Annotated in this window: 15 protein-coding genes; 12 read left to right on the forward strand and 3 right to left on the reverse strand. The window is 71.0% G+C overall.

All coding sequences use genetic code 11. From position 1 onward, the window contains the following. Nucleotides 1–87: 87 nt before the first annotated feature. The 3 genes from idi to galE all read right to left on the reverse strand — a co-directional run bounded on the left by idi (nucleotide 88) and on the right by galE (nucleotide 2,923). On the reverse strand, nucleotides 88–681 hold the full coding sequence (gene idi, locus SMA5143A_RS05495) for an isopentenyl-diphosphate Delta-isomerase (protein ID WP_107461896.1): 594 nt from the start codon (nucleotides 679–681) through the stop codon (nucleotides 88–90). Between the two features lie 175 nt (nucleotides 682–856). Continuing rightward, nucleotides 857–1,795 carry a cation diffusion facilitator family transporter gene (locus SMA5143A_RS05500; protein ID WP_099966173.1) on the reverse strand — a complete coding sequence of 313 codons (939 nt, stop codon included), beginning with the start codon at nucleotides 1,793–1,795 and terminating at the stop codon, nucleotides 857–859. Nucleotides 1,796–1,933: 138 nt separating this feature from the next. Beyond that, entirely contained in the window at nucleotides 1,934–2,923 is a 990-nt protein-coding gene (gene galE, locus SMA5143A_RS05505) for a UDP-glucose 4-epimerase GalE (RefSeq protein ID WP_107461796.1), read from the reverse strand. 339 nt (nucleotides 2,924–3,262) lie between these two features. On the opposite strand from galE, the gene SMA5143A_RS05510 reads away from it, so the two are divergent. From SMA5143A_RS05510 to SMA5143A_RS05560, 12 genes are all read left to right on the forward strand, one after another. Beyond that, nucleotides 3,263–5,074, forward strand: a complete 1,812-nt coding sequence (locus SMA5143A_RS05510; protein WP_107461797.1) for a DUF5941 domain-containing protein — start codon at nucleotides 3,263–3,265, stop codon at nucleotides 5,072–5,074. Next, complete coding sequence (locus tag SMA5143A_RS05515) at nucleotides 5,071–5,823, forward strand: phosphocholine cytidylyltransferase family protein (protein ID WP_107461798.1); 753 nt, start codon at nucleotides 5,071–5,073, stop codon at nucleotides 5,821–5,823. The genes SMA5143A_RS05510 and SMA5143A_RS05515 overlap by 4 nt, the downstream gene beginning before the upstream one ends. Further along, nucleotides 5,811–6,875: an iron-containing alcohol dehydrogenase family protein gene (locus SMA5143A_RS05520; protein ID WP_107461799.1), complete on the forward strand. Its 1,065-nt coding sequence runs from the start codon at nucleotides 5,811–5,813 to the stop codon at nucleotides 6,873–6,875. The genes SMA5143A_RS05515 and SMA5143A_RS05520 overlap by 13 nt, the downstream gene beginning before the upstream one ends. 28 nt (nucleotides 6,876–6,903) lie before the next feature. Further along, nucleotides 6,904–7,632, forward strand: a complete 729-nt coding sequence (locus tag SMA5143A_RS05525; RefSeq protein WP_107461800.1) for a CDP-alcohol phosphatidyltransferase family protein — start codon at nucleotides 6,904–6,906, stop codon at nucleotides 7,630–7,632. Between the two features lie 8 nt (nucleotides 7,633–7,640). After that, nucleotides 7,641–8,513: a glycosyltransferase family 2 protein gene (locus tag SMA5143A_RS05530; RefSeq protein ID WP_375136459.1), complete on the forward strand. Its 873-nt coding sequence runs from the start codon at nucleotides 7,641–7,643 to the stop codon at nucleotides 8,511–8,513. Between the two features lie 96 nt (nucleotides 8,514–8,609). Then, on the forward strand, nucleotides 8,610–9,539 hold the full coding sequence (locus SMA5143A_RS05535) for an ABC transporter permease (protein ID WP_107461802.1): 930 nt from the start codon (nucleotides 8,610–8,612) through the stop codon (nucleotides 9,537–9,539). Further along, nucleotides 9,532–10,308: an ABC transporter ATP-binding protein gene (locus SMA5143A_RS05540; RefSeq protein WP_181361747.1), complete on the forward strand. Its 777-nt coding sequence runs from the start codon at nucleotides 9,532–9,534 to the stop codon at nucleotides 10,306–10,308. The genes SMA5143A_RS05535 and SMA5143A_RS05540 overlap by 8 nt, the downstream gene beginning before the upstream one ends. A gap of 405 nt (nucleotides 10,309–10,713) precedes the next feature. Beyond that, the gene (gene hpnC, locus SMA5143A_RS05545) at nucleotides 10,714–11,616 is read left to right on the forward strand and encodes a squalene synthase HpnC (protein WP_107461803.1); all 903 of its coding nucleotides are present in this window, start codon (nucleotides 10,714–10,716) and stop codon (nucleotides 11,614–11,616) included. Continuing rightward, entirely contained in the window at nucleotides 11,613–12,563 is a 951-nt protein-coding gene (hpnD, locus tag SMA5143A_RS05550) for a presqualene diphosphate synthase HpnD (RefSeq protein ID WP_107461804.1), read from the forward strand. The genes hpnC and hpnD overlap by 4 nt, the downstream gene beginning before the upstream one ends. Beyond that, complete coding sequence (locus tag SMA5143A_RS44695; RefSeq protein WP_219923577.1) at nucleotides 12,563–12,703, forward strand: DUF6380 family protein; 141 nt, start codon at nucleotides 12,563–12,565, stop codon at nucleotides 12,701–12,703. The genes hpnD and SMA5143A_RS44695 overlap by 1 nt, the downstream gene beginning before the upstream one ends. Further along, complete coding sequence (hpnE, locus tag SMA5143A_RS05555; RefSeq protein WP_107461805.1) at nucleotides 12,700–14,127, forward strand: hydroxysqualene dehydroxylase HpnE; 1,428 nt, start codon at nucleotides 12,700–12,702, stop codon at nucleotides 14,125–14,127. The genes SMA5143A_RS44695 and hpnE overlap by 4 nt, the downstream gene beginning before the upstream one ends. Before the next feature lie 59 nt (nucleotides 14,128–14,186). Then, on the forward strand, nucleotides 14,187–15,254 hold the full coding sequence (locus SMA5143A_RS05560; protein WP_258193392.1) for a polyprenyl synthetase family protein: 1,068 nt from the start codon (nucleotides 14,187–14,189) through the stop codon (nucleotides 15,252–15,254). Nucleotides 15,255–15,330 lie beyond the last annotated feature (76 nt).

Consider the following 15,330-nt stretch of genomic DNA (forward strand, 5'->3'; position numbering starts at 1 on the left):
GGCAGACGACGCTACTTTCGCAACGCGCCCTAGTGCCGTGCCGGACGCCGCGAGCCGGTGAACCTTTCCGGTCACAGCACTAGGGGCTCACCAGCCCGCGGAGGGGCCCGTCAGTTCCCTGACCGCGGGGCGGGCCGCGTCCAGCACCGTCATGAACCACGCCGAGAAGGTGTCCTTGGCGTGTCGCTCGGCGAGCTCCTGCGGGGTCACGAAGGCCGTGGCCCCGACCTCCTCCGGGTCCGCGCGGAGCGGGGACCGCACCAACCCCACGAAGAGATGGTTGAACTCCTGCTCCACCAGGCCCGAGTCCGGGTCGGGGTGGTTGTAGCGGACCGTTCCCGCCTCGCCGAGCAGCGCCGGGGACACCCCGAGCTCCTCGTACGTCCGCCGCGCGGCCGCCGCGAACGGGGACTCGCCGGGGTAGGGGTGGCCGCAGCAGGTGTTCGACCAGACTCCGGGGGAGTGGTACTTGCCGAGGGCGCGCTGCTGGAGCAGCAGCCGGCCCCGCTCGTCGAAGAGGAACACCGAGAACGCCCGGTGCAGCTGCCCGGGCGGCTGGTGCGCGGAGAGCTTCTCCGCCGTGCCGATCGTCGTGCCCTCCTCGTCGACCAGCTCCAGCAGGATCGCTTCCGTGGTGCTGTCCGGTGCGTCGTGCATCGCGGTGGCAGGTGTGATCGGCATGCCCATCCTTCGCTTCGTTCCTCGAGCCCCAAGTCTGCCGTAGGGAACCGGCACCCCTGGCACTTCACGCCAACCCGCATGTCCTACCCTCGCACCCCCGGCGGGGACACCCATGGATCGCGCGCCCCCTGGACGGCGTACCCGGATGCACGTACGAGGAGGGCCCCGCGCGTCATCAGTGGCAGAGCTTCGCCTCGTGCTCCGCGTGTCCGCCGGGCTCCAGTTGGAACGTGCAGTGCTCGACGTCGAAGTGGTCGCCGATGCAGCCCTGGAGCTCGTGGAGCATCTTCTCGTTGCCGATGGCGTCGAGCGTGTCGGAGCCGACCACGACATGAGCCGACAGGACCGGCATGCCGGAGGTGATGGTCCAGGCGTGCAGGTCGTGGACGTCCTCGACGCCGGGCAGGGCGAGGATGTGGGCCCGTACCTCCGCCATGTCGACGTTCTTCGGCGCCGCCTCCAGCAGGACGTCCAGCGTCTCGCGCAGCAGCTTCACCGTACGCGGCACGATCATCACGCCGATGATCAGCGAGGCGATCGGGTCGGCGGCCTGCCAGCCCGTGAGCAGGATGACCACGGCGGAGACGATCACCGCCAGCGAGCCGAGCGCGTCGGCGGCCACCTCCAGGAAGGCGCCCCGTACGTTCAGGCTCTCCTTCTGGCCCCGCATCAGCAGGGTCAGCGAGATCATGTTGGCGACCAGGCCGATCGCGCCGAACACGACGGTCAGTCCGCCCTGGGTGCCGACCGGTGTGATGAAACGCTGGATCGCCTCGAAGAGCACATAGCCGCCGACGCCGAGCAGCAGCAGGCAGTTGGCGAGGGCCGCGAGTATCTCCGCGCGGGCGTAACCGAAGGTGCGGTTGCCGCTCGGCGGGCGGTTGGCGAAGTGGATGGCGAGGAGCGCCATGCCGAGGCCCACCGCGTCCGTCGCCATGTGCGCCGCGTCCGCGACGAGCGCGAGGGAGTCGGCGAGGACTCCGCCGACGATCTCGACCACCATGACGGTGAGCGTGATCGACAGCGCGATCCGCAGCCTCCCGCGGTACGCCGCTGCCGCCGTACCACTGGTCGGCGCGTGATGCGCGTGCCCGTGATCGTGCCCAGCCCCCATGGAATCCGCCCTTCCGAGTCCGTGTGTCCGGCTCCGGGATCACAGTCAACTACGGGTGGGGGGTATACGGCAACGCGGCACTGAACACCGTTGTCATGTGCTCTGACCTGCGGAAACGATACGCAGGTCAGAGCGGTGTCATGATCGGGGATCCGGTCGGAGACCGCGGTGCAGGCACCAGCCCGCCCATGCCGACTCGACCATCTCGCGTACCCCGCGCCGGGCCGTCCAGCCCAGTTCCCGCTCGGCCAGCGCGGCGGAGGCGACGGCGCGCGGCGCGTCGCCGGGGCGCCGGGGTTCGACGAGGGCGGGCCGGCGGTCGCCGGTCACCTCGCCGACGAGCGTGACCAACTCGCGCACGGACACGCCCTCGCCCCGGCCGATGTTCACGGTCAGGTCGCCGGACGCGCCCTCCGTCGTGAGCCGGCGGACCGCGGCGAGGTGCGCCTCCGCGAGGTCGGCGACATGGATGTAGTCGCGGACGCAGGTGCCGTCCGGGGTCGGGTAGTCGTCGCCGAAGATGCGGGGCGCCTCGTCACGGGTGAGGCGGTCGAAGACCATCGGGATCACGTTGAAGACACCGGTGTCGGCGAGCGCGGGCTCGGCGGCGCCGGCCACGTTGAAGTAGCGCAGGCACACGGTGGCCATCCCGTGCGCCCGGCCCGCCGCGCGGACCAGCCACTCGCCGGTGAGCTTGGTCTCGCCGTAGGGGCTCATCGGCGCGCAGGGGGTGTCCTCCGTGATGAGGTCCACATCCGGGTTGCCGTACACGGCGGCGGAGGAGGAGAACAGGAACCGTCGCACACCCGCGCCCGCCGCCGCGTCCAGGAGCGTGGCCAGTCCGCCCACGTTCTCCTGGTAGTAGCGCGCCGGCCGGGCCACCGACTCGCCGACCTGCTTACGGGCCGCCAGGTGCACCACACCGGTCACGGCGTGCTCGGCGAGGGTCCGCTTCAGGAGGTCGCCGTCCAGGGCGGAGCCGTGGACGAGCGGGATGCGGTCGGGGAGGCGGCCGGGGACACCGGCCGAGAGGTCGTCGAGCGCGACCACCCGTTCTCCGGCGTCGGCCAGGGCCCTCGCCACGTGTGCGCCGATATATCCGGCTCCGCCTGTGATCAGCCAAGTCATGGGCACCTACCTTAACCGGGTTCCCGGGATCGCGCTGATGTTTTCTGTTGGATGGTGTTGGAATTTGTTGAACCTGGCGTGATGGTGTGCGGGCTTCGCCCCATATCGCCTATGAGCCGATATGCGAACCGGAGTTTGTCGCGTGCCCCCCGCATCCCCGATGATGATCGCGGCGGAGCCCAGCAGCCCCACTTGATCGGGCCGTGAACGGGCGGTGAATCCTTGTTTCCCTTCATCCGATAACCTCTGCCGACACGCCGCCGGGCCGTAGCGGGCCGGGGCGTCCCCACCACGCACATGCCCGGCGCGGTCGCGTCGGCACCCAGGGAGTGAGTTCGTCTGTCGACCGCCATCCTCACCGGTCAGCCGGTCCCCGGATCGTCGCTGGAGGGCGATCTGCGGTCGCTCGGCTTCGACGTGCGGGTCGCCTCCGACGCCGGTGACACCGAGACGCTCCTGGCCACCGTTCCCGCCGGTCAGCGGGTCGCGATCGTCGACGCCCGGTTCGTGGGGCATGTGCACGCGCTGCGCCTCGGCCTCACCGACCCCCGCTTCGACGCCGCCGCCCTGCCCGGCGCCGTGACCGTGCGGCCCGCCGCCCGCCAGGCCCTCACCCGCGCGCTGGCCCGCGAGAACTCCGACGCGAGCGGCAGCACCGCCGTCGCCGTCGACAGCGTCGCCGACCGGGTGGTCGCCGCCCTCGACGCCGACGGCGTCGCCCTGCACCGGCCCGACCTCGGCACCCTGATCGCCGTCGTCCCCACCGACCCGCAGACCCGCAACGAGGCCCGCCAGGCGCTCGCCGCCGTCGACGACGAGGCCGTACGGCTGCGGACGGCCGTGAAGTCCCGCGACGGCTTCTTCACCACGCATTTCATCAGCCCCTACTCCCGCTACCTCGCCCGCTGGTGCGCCCGCCGCGGCCTCACCCCGAACCAGGTCACCACCGCCTCGCTGATCACCGCCCTGATCGCGGCGGGCTGCGCGGCCACCGGCACCCGGGGCGGATTCGTCGCCGCCGGCCTGCTCCTGATCCTCTCCTTCGTCCTCGACTGCACCGACGGCCAGCTGGCCCGCTACTCGCTTCAGTACTCGACGCTCGGCGCCTGGCTCGACGCCACCTTCGACCGCGCCAAGGAGTACGCGTACTACGCGGGCCTCGCCCTCGGAGCCGCCCGCGGCGGCGACGACGTCTGGGCGCTCGCGCTCGGCGCGATGGTCCTCCAGACCTGCCGCCACGTCGTCGACTTCTCCTTCAACGAGGCGAACCACGACGCCACCGCCAACACCAGCCCCACCGCGGCTCTCTCCGACAGGCTGGACAGCGTCGGCTGGACGGTCTGGATCCGCCGCATGATCGTCCTGCCGATCGGCGAACGCTGGGCGATGATCGCGGTCCTGACGGCGGTCACCACCCCCCGCATCACCTTCTACGCGCTGCTCGTCGGCTGTGCGTTCGCCGCGACCTACACCACGGCGGGCCGGGTGCTGCGCTCGCTGACCCGCAAGGCCCAGCGCACCGACCGGGCGGCGCGGGCCCTGTACGACCTCACCGACTCCGGACCGCTGGCCGAGCTGGTGTCCAAGGCGCGCGACCCCCGCGGTGTGATCCGTCCGTACACGCCGGTCCTCATCGCCGTACTCGCGGTCGCGTCGCTGGCTTTCGGGGTCCTGTCCCTCGACGTGTCCGAGGCGGCCGTGATGGCCCCGATCTACGTCGTCGTCTCCGGCTGCGTCCTCATGCAGCCCCTCAAGGGCCCCCTCGACTGGCTGGTTCCCCCGCTGTTCCGGGCGGCCGAATACGGCACCGTACTGGTACTGGCGGTCAAAGCCGATGTGAACGGGGCCCTTCCCGCGGCTTTCGGGCTGGTGGCGGCCGTCGCCTACCATCACTACGACACGGTGTACCGCATCCGCGGTGACGCCGGCGCGCCGCCGCGGTGGCTGGTGTGGGTGATCGGCGGTCACGAAGGCAGGACGCTGCTGGTCACCGTCCTGGCCGCGCTGCTCGCGCCCACAGATTTCAAGGTCGCGCTCACGGTGCTCGCCGTGGCCGTGGCGCTCATGGTGCTCCTCGAGAGCATCCGCTTCTGGGTGACCGCCCATAAAACCGGCGCACCCGCCGTACACGATGAAGGAGAACCCGCATGATCGGCCTCGTGCTGGCGGCCGGCGCCGGACGGCGTCTTCGCCCCTACACCGACACCCTGCCCAAGGCTCTGGTGCCGGTCGGCCCCGAGGGCAACGAGGACAGCCTCACCGTTCTCGACCTCACGCTCGGCAACTTCGCCGAGATCGGCCTGACCGAGGTCGCGATCATCGTCGGGTACCGCAAGGAGGCCGTCTACGAGCGCCGCGAGGCGCTGGAGCAGAAGTACGGCCTGAAGATCACCCTGATCGACAACGACAAGGCCGAGGAGTGGAACAACGCCTACTCCCTGTGGTGCGGCCGTGACGCCATCAAGCACTCGGTGATCCTCGCCAACGGCGACACCGTGCACCCGGTCTCCGTGGAGAAGACCCTGCTCGCCGCGCGCGGCGGCGACAAGAAGATCATCCTCGCCGTCGACACCGTGAAGTCGCTGGCCGACGAGGAGATGAAGGTCGTCGTCGACGCCGAGAAGGGCATGACGAAGATCACCAAGCTGATGGACCCGGCGGAGGCCTCCGGCGAGTACATCGGCGTCACCCTCATCGAGGGCGAGGCCGCCGACGAGCTGGCCGACGCGCTGAAGACGGTCTTCGAGACCGACCCGCAGCAGTTCTACGAGCACGGCTACCAGGAGCTCGTCAACCGCGGCTTCAAGATCGACGTGGCGCCGATCGGTGACGTCAAGTGGGTCGAGATCGACAACCACGACGACCTCGCCAAGGGACGTGAGATCGCGTGCCAGTACTGACGAGGCTCATCCCCTCGCCGGTCGTCGTGGACATCCGTCCCGGCGCGCTCGATGACCTGGCGACGATTCTGTCGGACCAGCGCATCGCGCCGTCGGGCCGGATGGCCTTCGCCATCAGCGGCGGCTCCGGTCAGGCGCTGCGCGAGCGGTTCGCGCCCGCGCTGCCGGAGGCGGACTGGTTCTGCGACGCCGACGGCACCATCGACGGTGCCGTACGGCTCGCCGACTCGATCAAGAAGGGCGGTCACTACGACGCCGTGATCGGGCTCGGCGGCGGCAAGGTCATCGACTGCGCCAAGTACGCCGCGGCCCGGGTGGGCCTGCCGCTGGTCGCCGTCGCCACCAACCTCGCCAACGACGGTCTGTGCTCCCCGGTCGCCACGCTCGACAACGACGCGGGCCGCGGCTCGTACGGTGTGCCGAACCCCATCGGGATCGTCATCGACCTCGATGTCATCCGTGAGGCCCCGGTGCGCTTCGTGCGGGCCGGCATCGGCGATGTGATCTGCAAGATCTCCGCCGTGGCCGACTGGGAGCTGTCCAGCCGCGAGACCGGCGAGAAGGTCGACGGACTGGCCGCCGCGATGGCCCGCCAGGCCGCCGAGGCCGTGCTCCGCCACCCCGGTGGCATCGGCGACGACGACTTCCTCACGACCCTCTCCGAGTCCCTCGTGCTGTGCGGGATCTCCATGTCCGTGGCCGGCGACAGCCGTCCCGCCTCGGGCGCCTGCCACGAGATCAGCCACGCCTTCGACCTCAGCTTCCCCAAGCGCAACGCCCTCCACGGCGAGCAGTGCGGACTGGGCGGCGCCTTCGCCACGTTCCTGCGGGGCGACAAGGAGATCGCCGGGCAGATGACCGAGGTCCTCCGGCACCACGGACTGCCCGTCCTGCCCGAGGAGATCGGCTTCACCATCGACGAGTTCGTCAAGGTTGTGGAGTTCGCGCCGCAGACCCGGCCCGGCCGGTACACCATCCTCGAGCACCTCGAACTGAGCACCGAGCAGATCAAGGACGCATACGCCGACTATGCCAAAGCCATCGGTAGCTGAGCTCCGACCGGTCGTCCACCCCCCGGGTGTGAAGGACCGGCGGAGCGGTGAGCACTGGGCCGGCCGGCTCTACATGCGCGAAATCTCCCTGCGCATGGACCGGCACCTGGTGAACACCCGGGTCACGCCCAACCAGCTGACCTACCTGATGACCGTCTTCGGCGTCCTCGCCGCCCCGGCGCTGCTCGTCCCGGGCATCTGGGGCGCCGTCCTCGGCGTGCTGATGGTCCAGCTGTACCTGCTGTTCGACTGCGTCGACGGGGAGATCGCCCGCTGGCGCAAGCAGTACTCGATCGCCGGCGTCTACGTCGACCGGGTCGGCGCGTACCTCTGCGACGCGGCCGTGCTGGTCGGCTTCGGACTGCGCGCCGCCGACCTGTGGGGCACCGGCCGGATCGACTGGCTGTGGGCCTTCCTCGGCACCCTCGCCGCCCTCGGCGCCATCCTGATCAAGGCGGAGACCGACCTCGTCGGGGTCGCCCGGCACCAGACCGGGAAGCCGCCGGTCCAGGAGTCGGCCTCGGTGCCCCGCTCCTCCGGCGTGGCCCTGGCCCGCCGGGCCGCGGCCGCGCTCAAGTTCCACCGGCTGATCCTCGGGGTCGAGGCCTCCCTGCTGGTCCTGGTCCTCGCGATCGTCGACCAGGTCCGGGGCGACCTCTTCTATTCCCGGCTCGGCGTCGCCGTCCTCGCGGGCATCGCCCTGCTGCAGACCCTGCTGCACCTGGTGTCCATCCTCGCCTCCAGCAGGCTGAAGTGAGCGGCGGCATGAAGGTCGGCGCGGTCATCATCACCATGGGCAACCGCCCCGACGAACTCCGCGCCCTCCTCGACTCGGTCGCCAAGCAGGAGGGCGACCGGGTCGAGGTGGTCGTCGTCGGCAACGGCTCACCCGTCCCCGACGTCCCCGAGGGCGTGAAGACGGTCGAGCTGCCCGAGAACCTCGGCATCCCCGGCGGCCGCAACGTCGGCATCGAGGCGTTCGGCCCCGGCGGCCGGGACGTCGACGTCCTGCTCTTCCTGGACGACGACGGTCTGCTCGCCCACCACGACACCGCCGAACTGTGCCGCGGCGCCTTCGAGGCCGACCCCCGGCTCGGCATCATCAGCTTCCGCATCGCCGACCCCGAGACCGGCGAGACCCAGCGGCGCCACGTGCCCCGGCTGCGCGCCTCCGACCCGATGCGCTCCTCCCGGGTCACGACGTTCCTCGGCGGCGCCAACGCCGTACGCACCCGGGTCTTCGCCGAAGTCGGCGGGCTCCCGGACGAGTTCTTCTACGCACACGAGGAAACCGACCTGGCGTGGCGGGCCCTCGACGCGGGCTGGATGATCGACTATCGGTCCGACATGGTGCTGTACCACCCCACGACCGCGCCCTCCCGGCACGCGGTCTACCACCGCATGGTCGCCCGCAACCGTGTCTGGCTCGCGCGCCGCAACCTGCCCGCGCCGCTCGTCCCCGTCTACCTGGGCGTCTGGCTGCTGCTGACGCTGCTCCGCAAGCCCTCGGGCCCGGCGCTGAGGGCCTGGTTCGGCGGTTTCAAGGAGGGCTGGACGAGCGCCTGCGGTCCCCGTCGCCCCATGAAGTGGCGTACGGTGTGGCGCCTGACCCGACTGGGACGACCTCCCGTCATCTGACAAGCTCGATATCTGAGAGCATGCGGCGGTACCCGGTCCCAGGTTTCCGCCTCGGCCCGACCAGGCTGCGCACTTTGAGGACGAAAGTATCCATTTGTGAGTGAGACAACGCATGACGGCAGGCTCGCGGTGAGCGACCGCCCGTCGCCCGACGACGGGATCTCCGCGGCGGAACTGGCCGCCAAGTACGGGCTGTCCGTGAGCGGTGCCCGGCCCGGACTCGCCGAGTACGTCCGCCAGATGTGGGGGCGGCGTCACTTCATCCTCGCCTTCTCCCAGGCGAAGCTCACCGCGCAGTACAGCCAGGCCAAGCTCGGCCAGCTGTGGCAGGTGGCCACCCCGCTGCTGAACGCGCTGGTGTACTTCCTGATCTTCGGCCTGATCCTCGACGCCGACCGCGGCATGTCCCGCGAGGTCTACATCCCGTTCCTGGTCACGGGTGTGTTCGTGTTCACCTTCACCCAGAGCTCGGTGATGGCGGGCGTCCGCGCGATCTCCGGCAACCTGGGCCTGGTGCGCGCGCTGCACTTCCCCCGGGCGTCGCTGCCCATCTCCTTCGCGCTCCAGCAGCTCCAGCAGTTGCTGTTCTCGATGATCGTGATGTTCGCCGTGGCGATCGGCTTCGGCAGCTACCCGTCGCTGTCCTGGCTGCTGATCCTCCCGGTGCTGGCGCTCCAGTTCTGCTTCAACACCGGCCTGGCCCTCGTCTTCGCCCGGATGGGAGCCAAGACCCCCGACCTCGCGCAGCTGATGCCGTTCGTGATGCGGACCTGGATGTACGCCTCCGGCGTCATGTTCTCCATCCCGGTGATGCTCGCCGACCACCCCCGGTGGATCGCCGACATCCTCCAGTGGAACCCGGCCGCCATCTACATGGACCTGATGCGCTTCGCGCTCATCGACGGCTACGGCTCCGAGAACCTGCCCCCGCACGTGTGGGCGGTCGCGGGCGGCTGGGCCGCACTGGTCGCGCTCGGCGGCTTCGTGTACTTCTGGAAGGCGGAGGAGAGGTACGGCCGTGGCTGAGACCCGCATTCCCACCGTCATCGCGGACGAGCTGCACATCGTCTACCGCGTCAACGGCGCCAAGACCGGCAAGGGCAGCGCCACCGCCGCCCTGAGCCGGATACTCAAGCGAGGCTCCGACGACGCGGCGCGGGGCGTGCGCAAGGTGCACGCCGTCAAGGGCGTCTCCTTCGTCGCCTACCGGGGCGAGGCCATCGGCCTCATCGGCTCCAACGGCTCCGGCAAGTCCACCCTGCTGCGCGCCATCGCCGGTCTCCTCCCCGCGGAGAAGGGCAAGGTCTACACCGACGGCCAGCCCTCCCTCCTCGGCGTCAACGCCGCCCTGATGAACGACCTCACGGGCGAACGGAACGTCATATTGGGCGGCCTCGCGATGGGCATGTCCCGCGAGCAGATCAAGGAGCGCTACCAGGAGATCGTCGACTTCTCGGGCATCAACGAGAAGGGCGACTTCATCACCCTGCCGATGCGCACCTACTCCTCCGGCATGGCGGCGCGTCTGCGCTTCTCCATCGCGGCGGCCAAGGACCACGACGTCCTGATGATCGACGAGGCCCTCGCCACGGGTGACCGCAAGTTCCAGAAGCGCTCCGAGGCCCGCATCCGCGAGCTGCGCAAGGAGGCCGGCACGGTCTTCCTCGTCAGCCACAACAACAAGTCGATCCGGGACACCTGCGACCGGGTCCTGTGGCTGGAACGCGGCGAGCTGCGCATGGACGGACCGACCGAAGAGGTCCTGAAGGAGTACGAGAAGTTCACGGGCAAGTAGTCCGCCTCCGCCCGGGCCCCGCCGGAACTGCTCCGGTGGGGCCCGGCGTCTGCGGAGGAGAGGGTGACACGGCGTCCGCAAAGGAACCGCCAACTCCGGCAAGGAACGGTCAACTCCGGCCACCCATAGGAATCTTGGGGGCAATCGGTGCGTTCTTGTGATGTGCAGGACACCCCGTCGGAGCATGGTGCGTTGTAGAACGTAAGCTGTACCGGTGCCGAATCGCGGCAAGTGGGTCCATAATGCGCGACACCCGGCATCCGCCGCACACGCTGACGATTGGGCGGCGTGTCCGAAATAGTGCGTCTTGGGTCGGCAGTGTAGAACGGGAGATGTGACGGCCATGGCTACGGAAACTCCCCAGCTCAACAACGCTTCCGCCGTCCCCGCCCCGGGTGACGAGCGGTGACCGAAGGCGGGACGGCGCGCACCGGCGACCCGGAGCGCGACACCCTCGACAAGGCCGCGGCCGAGAACTTCCCCGTCGCGCCGTTCTTCCTGCCCCGGGCCTGGCGTGACGACCTGATGGCGCTGTACGGCTTCGCCCGCCTCGTCGACGACATCGGCGACGGCGACCTCGCCCCCGGCGGCGCCGACGCCCACCTCCTGGGCGTCCCCCCGCGGGACGCCGACGACCGGCTCCTCCTCCTCGACGCCTTCGAGGCCGACCTCGGCAAGGTCTTCGACGCCACCCCCGGCCACCCCCTGCTGCGCACCCTCCAGCGCACGGTGCGCCGCCACCGCCTCGGCCCCGGACCCTTCCTCGACCTGATCGCGGCCAACCGCCAGGACCAGCTCGTCACGCGCTACGAGACCCACGACGACCTGCTCGCCTACTGCGCGCTCTCCGCGAACCCCGTGGGTCGCCTGGTGCTCGCCGTCACCGGCACGACCAGCCCCGAGCGGATCCGCCTGTCCGACGCGATCTGCACCGCGCTCCAGATCGTCGAACACCTCCAGGACGTGGCAGAGGACCTCCGTCGCGACCGCGTCTACCTGCCCGCCGAGGACCTGAAGCGCTTCCACGTCCAGGAGGCGGACCTGGCCGCGCCCACCGCGGGCGCGTCGGTACGCGCCCTGATCGCCTACGAGGCGGAACGTGCCCGCAAGCTGCTGGACGAGGGCGCCCCACTGGTGGGCAGCGTCCACGGCAGGCTGAGGCTGCTCCTCGCGGGGTTCGTGGCGGGGGGAAGGGCGGCCCTCCACGCGATCGCCGCCGCCGAACACGACGTACTTCCCGGCCCACCCAAGCCCGGCAGGCTCCGGTTGCTGCGGGGCATGGGCGCGGCCCTGCGAGGAGAGAGGTGATCCGGACCGTGGAGTCGGAACCACACGCGTCCGCGCCGGTACTCGCCGCCTACAGCTACTGCGAGGCCGTCACCGGACAGCAGGCCCGCAACTTCGCCTACGGCATCCGCTTGCTGCCGACGCCCAAGCGCCGCGCCATGTCCGCGCTGTACGCCTTCTCGCGGCGCGTCGACGACATCGGTGACGGAGCCCTCGCGGCCGAGGTCAAGGCGGCCCGGCTGGAGGAGACCCGGTCGCTGCTCGCCCGGATCCGCGCGGGCACCGTCGACGAGGACGACACCGACCCCGTGGTCGTGGCCCTCGCCCACACCGCGAGCCGTTTCCCCGTCCCGCTCGACGCCCTCGACGAACTCATCGACGGCGTCCTGATGGACGTACGCGGTGAGATCTACGAGACCTGGGACGACCTGAAGGTCTACTGCCGCTGCGTAGCCGGAGCCATCGGCCGCCTCTGCCTCGGCGTCTTCGGCACCGAACCCGCGGCACGTGGAGCGGAGCGCGCACCCGAGTACGCCGACACCCTCGGCCTCGCCCTGCAACTCACCAACATCCTCAGGGACGTTCGCGAGGACGCCCTGGGCGGCAGAACGTATCTGCCCGGCGACGACCTCGCGAAATTCGGCTGCTCGGTGGGGTTCGCCGGGCCGCTCCCGCCGGCCGACTCCGATTTCGCGGGTCTGGTGCACTTCGAGGTGCGCCGGGCCCGCGCCCTCTTCGCCGAGGGCTACCGCCTGCTGCCGATGCTGGACCGGCGCAGCGGAGCCTGCGTCGCCGCCATGGCGGGCATCTACCGGCGGCTGCTCGACCGCATCGAGCGCGAGCCGGAGGCGGTGCTGCGCGGCCGGGTCTCGTTGCCCGGACGCGAGAAGGCCTATGTCGCCGTACGCGGACTGTCCGGTCTGGACACCCGCCACGCGTCCCGGCGTACCGTCAGGAGGCGCGTCTGATGGACAATCTGGATCAACGCGCTCCCATCGGGGACAAGTGGTACGCAACCCTCCGCGAGGCGGGGGCGTCCCTGACTGCGACGGCCTGCCGCGGACCGGTCCCTCGACCCGGCGGACCGGCAGGGGAGGGTGCGCGATGACCGAAGCGGCACGGCCCGCAGGACCACCGGGCGAGAACCGTGGCGGCCGGCCCGGCGGCACGGCCGTGGTGGTCGGCGGAGGACTGGCGGGCGTCACCACCGCCCTCGCCCTCGCCGACGCCGGTGTGCGGGTCACCCTGCTGGAAGGACGCCCGCGCCTCGGCGGACTGGCCTTCTCCTTCCAGCGCGGCACCCTCACCGTCGACAACGGCCAGCATGTGTATCTGCGCTGCTGCACCGCCTACCGCTGGTTCCTCGACCGGATCGACGCCGCCGCGCTGGCTCCGCTGCAGAATCGTCTCGACGTGCCCGTGCTCGACGCGACGGGCAGGCCGGGCCGACGGCTCGGCCGACTGCGGCGCGACGCGCTGCCCGTGCCCCTGCACCTCGGGCGCAGCCTGGCCACGTACCCGCACCTCTCGCTCGCCGAGCGAGCCCAGGTGGGACGGGCCGCGCTGGCGCTGAAGGCGCTCGACCTCGACGACCCCACGCTGGACGAGCGGGACTTCGCCGACTGGCTCACCGCACACGGCCAGTCCCCGCGTGCCGTCGAGGCGCTCTGGGACCTCGTGGGCGTCGCCACCCTCAACGCGGTGGCCAGGGACGCCTCCCTAGGCCTCGCCGCGATGGTCTTCAAGACGGGACTGCTGTCCGACCCCGGGGCCGCCGACATCGGCTGGGCCCATGTCCCGCTGGGCGAACTCCACGACCGGCCGGCCCACAAGGCCCTCGACTCGGCGGGCGTCCGCACCGAACTGCGGACCCGCGTCACCTCCGTCCGCGCCGGAGAGGACGGCGGCTGGCGCGTCGAGGTGCCCGGCGAGAGCCTGGACGCCGACGCGGTGGTCCTCGCCGTACCGCAGCGCGAGGCGTACCACCTGCTGCCGCCAGGCACGCTCGACCGGCCCGAGCGGCTGCTGGAGATCGGCACCGCGCCGATCCTCAACGTCCATGTGGTGTACGACCGCAAGGTGCTGAGCCGCCCGTTCTTCGCCGCGCTCGGCTCGCCCGTCCAGTGGGTCTTCGACCGGACCGAGGCGTCCGGGCTGGGCGAGGGCCAGTACCTGGCGCTGTCGCAGTCGGCCGCGCACCACGAGATCGACGAGCCCGTGGCCGTGCTCCGCGAGCGCTATCTGCCCGAGCTGGAGCGGCTGCTGCCCGGCGCGCGCGGCGCGCGGGTGAAGGACTTCTTCGTGACCCGGGAGCGCACCGCGACCTTCGCTCCCACCCCCGGCGTCGGACGGCTCAGGCCCGGCGCCCGCACCAAGGCACCCGGCCTGTACCTGGCCGGAGCGTGGACCGCCACCGGGTGGCCCGCGACCATGGAGAGTGCGGTCCGCAGCGGCGTGAGCGCGGCGGACGCCGCGCTCGCCGCCCTGGGCCGGCCCCGGGACCACCTCTTCGTCCACGAGGAGGCAGCGTGACGCTCGAAGCGCATCCGAACGGTTCCCGCACTCTCGGCACCGCAACTAGAGGAGAGACTGTGCCCACTGTGCCCCCGGCCGCGACGGCAGCCGACGCGGTGGACGTGACCGCGCTCCTGGAGCGCGGGCGGACCCTGGCCACGCCCGTGCTGCGGGCGGCGATCGAGCGGCTCGCGCCCCCCATGAACACCGTCGCCGCCTATCACTTCGGCTGGATCGACACCCACGGCAACCCGGCCGCCGGGGACGGCGGCAAGGCCGTACGCCCCGCGCTGGCCGTCATGTCCGCCGAGGTCACCGGCGCCGCCCCCGAGGTCGGCATCCCCGGCGCGGTCGCGGTGGAGCTGGTGCACAACTTCTCGCTGCTGCACGACGACCTCATGGACGGCGACGAACAGCGCCGCCACCGCGACACCGTCTGGAAGGCGTACGACCCCGCCCAGGCCATCCTCGTCGGTGACGCCCTGATGGTCCTCGCCAACGAGATCCTCCTCGAACTCGGCACCGCCGAGGCGGCCCGCGCCACCCGCCGTGTCACCACCGCGACCCGCGCGCTCATCGACGGACAGGCCCAGGACATCTCCTACGAGCACCGCGAGCGGGTGACCGTCGAGGAGTGCCTGGAGATGGAGGGCAACAAGACCGGCGCCCTGCTCGCCTGCGCCTGCTCCATCGGCGCGGTCCTCGGCGGCGCCGACGACCACACCGCCGACACGCTGGAGAAGTACGGCTACCACCTCGGGCTCGCCTTCCAGGCCGTCGACGACCTGCTGGGCATCTGGGGCGACCCGGTCTCCACGGGCAAGCAGACCTGGAGCGACCTGCGCCAGCGCAAGAAGTCGCTGCCCGTGGTGGCCGCGCTCGCGGCGGGTGGCCCCGCCTCCGAGCAGCTCGGTGAACTCCTCGCCGCCGACGCCAAGAGCAGCGACTTCGAGAACTTCTCCGAGGGGGAGTTCGCCGCCCGCGCCGCCCTCATCGAGGAGGCCGGCGGCCGGGAGTGGACCGCAGAGGAGGCGCGCCGCCAGCACGCCGTAGCCATCGAGGCACTGGACTCGATCCGGATGCCCGAGCACGTACGGGACCAGTTCACGGCCCTCGCCGACTTCGTCGTCGTACGGAAGAGATGACCGCCATCGGCCGACCGCCGACCGCCATCGGTCGAATAGCCCTCGCGTAGTCGCCGGCCGGTGCCCGTTCACCGGA

This window comes from Streptomyces sp. MA5143a (genome assembly GCF_900290235.1).
Taxonomy (GTDB): Bacteria; Actinomycetota; Actinomycetes; order Streptomycetales; family Streptomycetaceae; genus Streptomyces.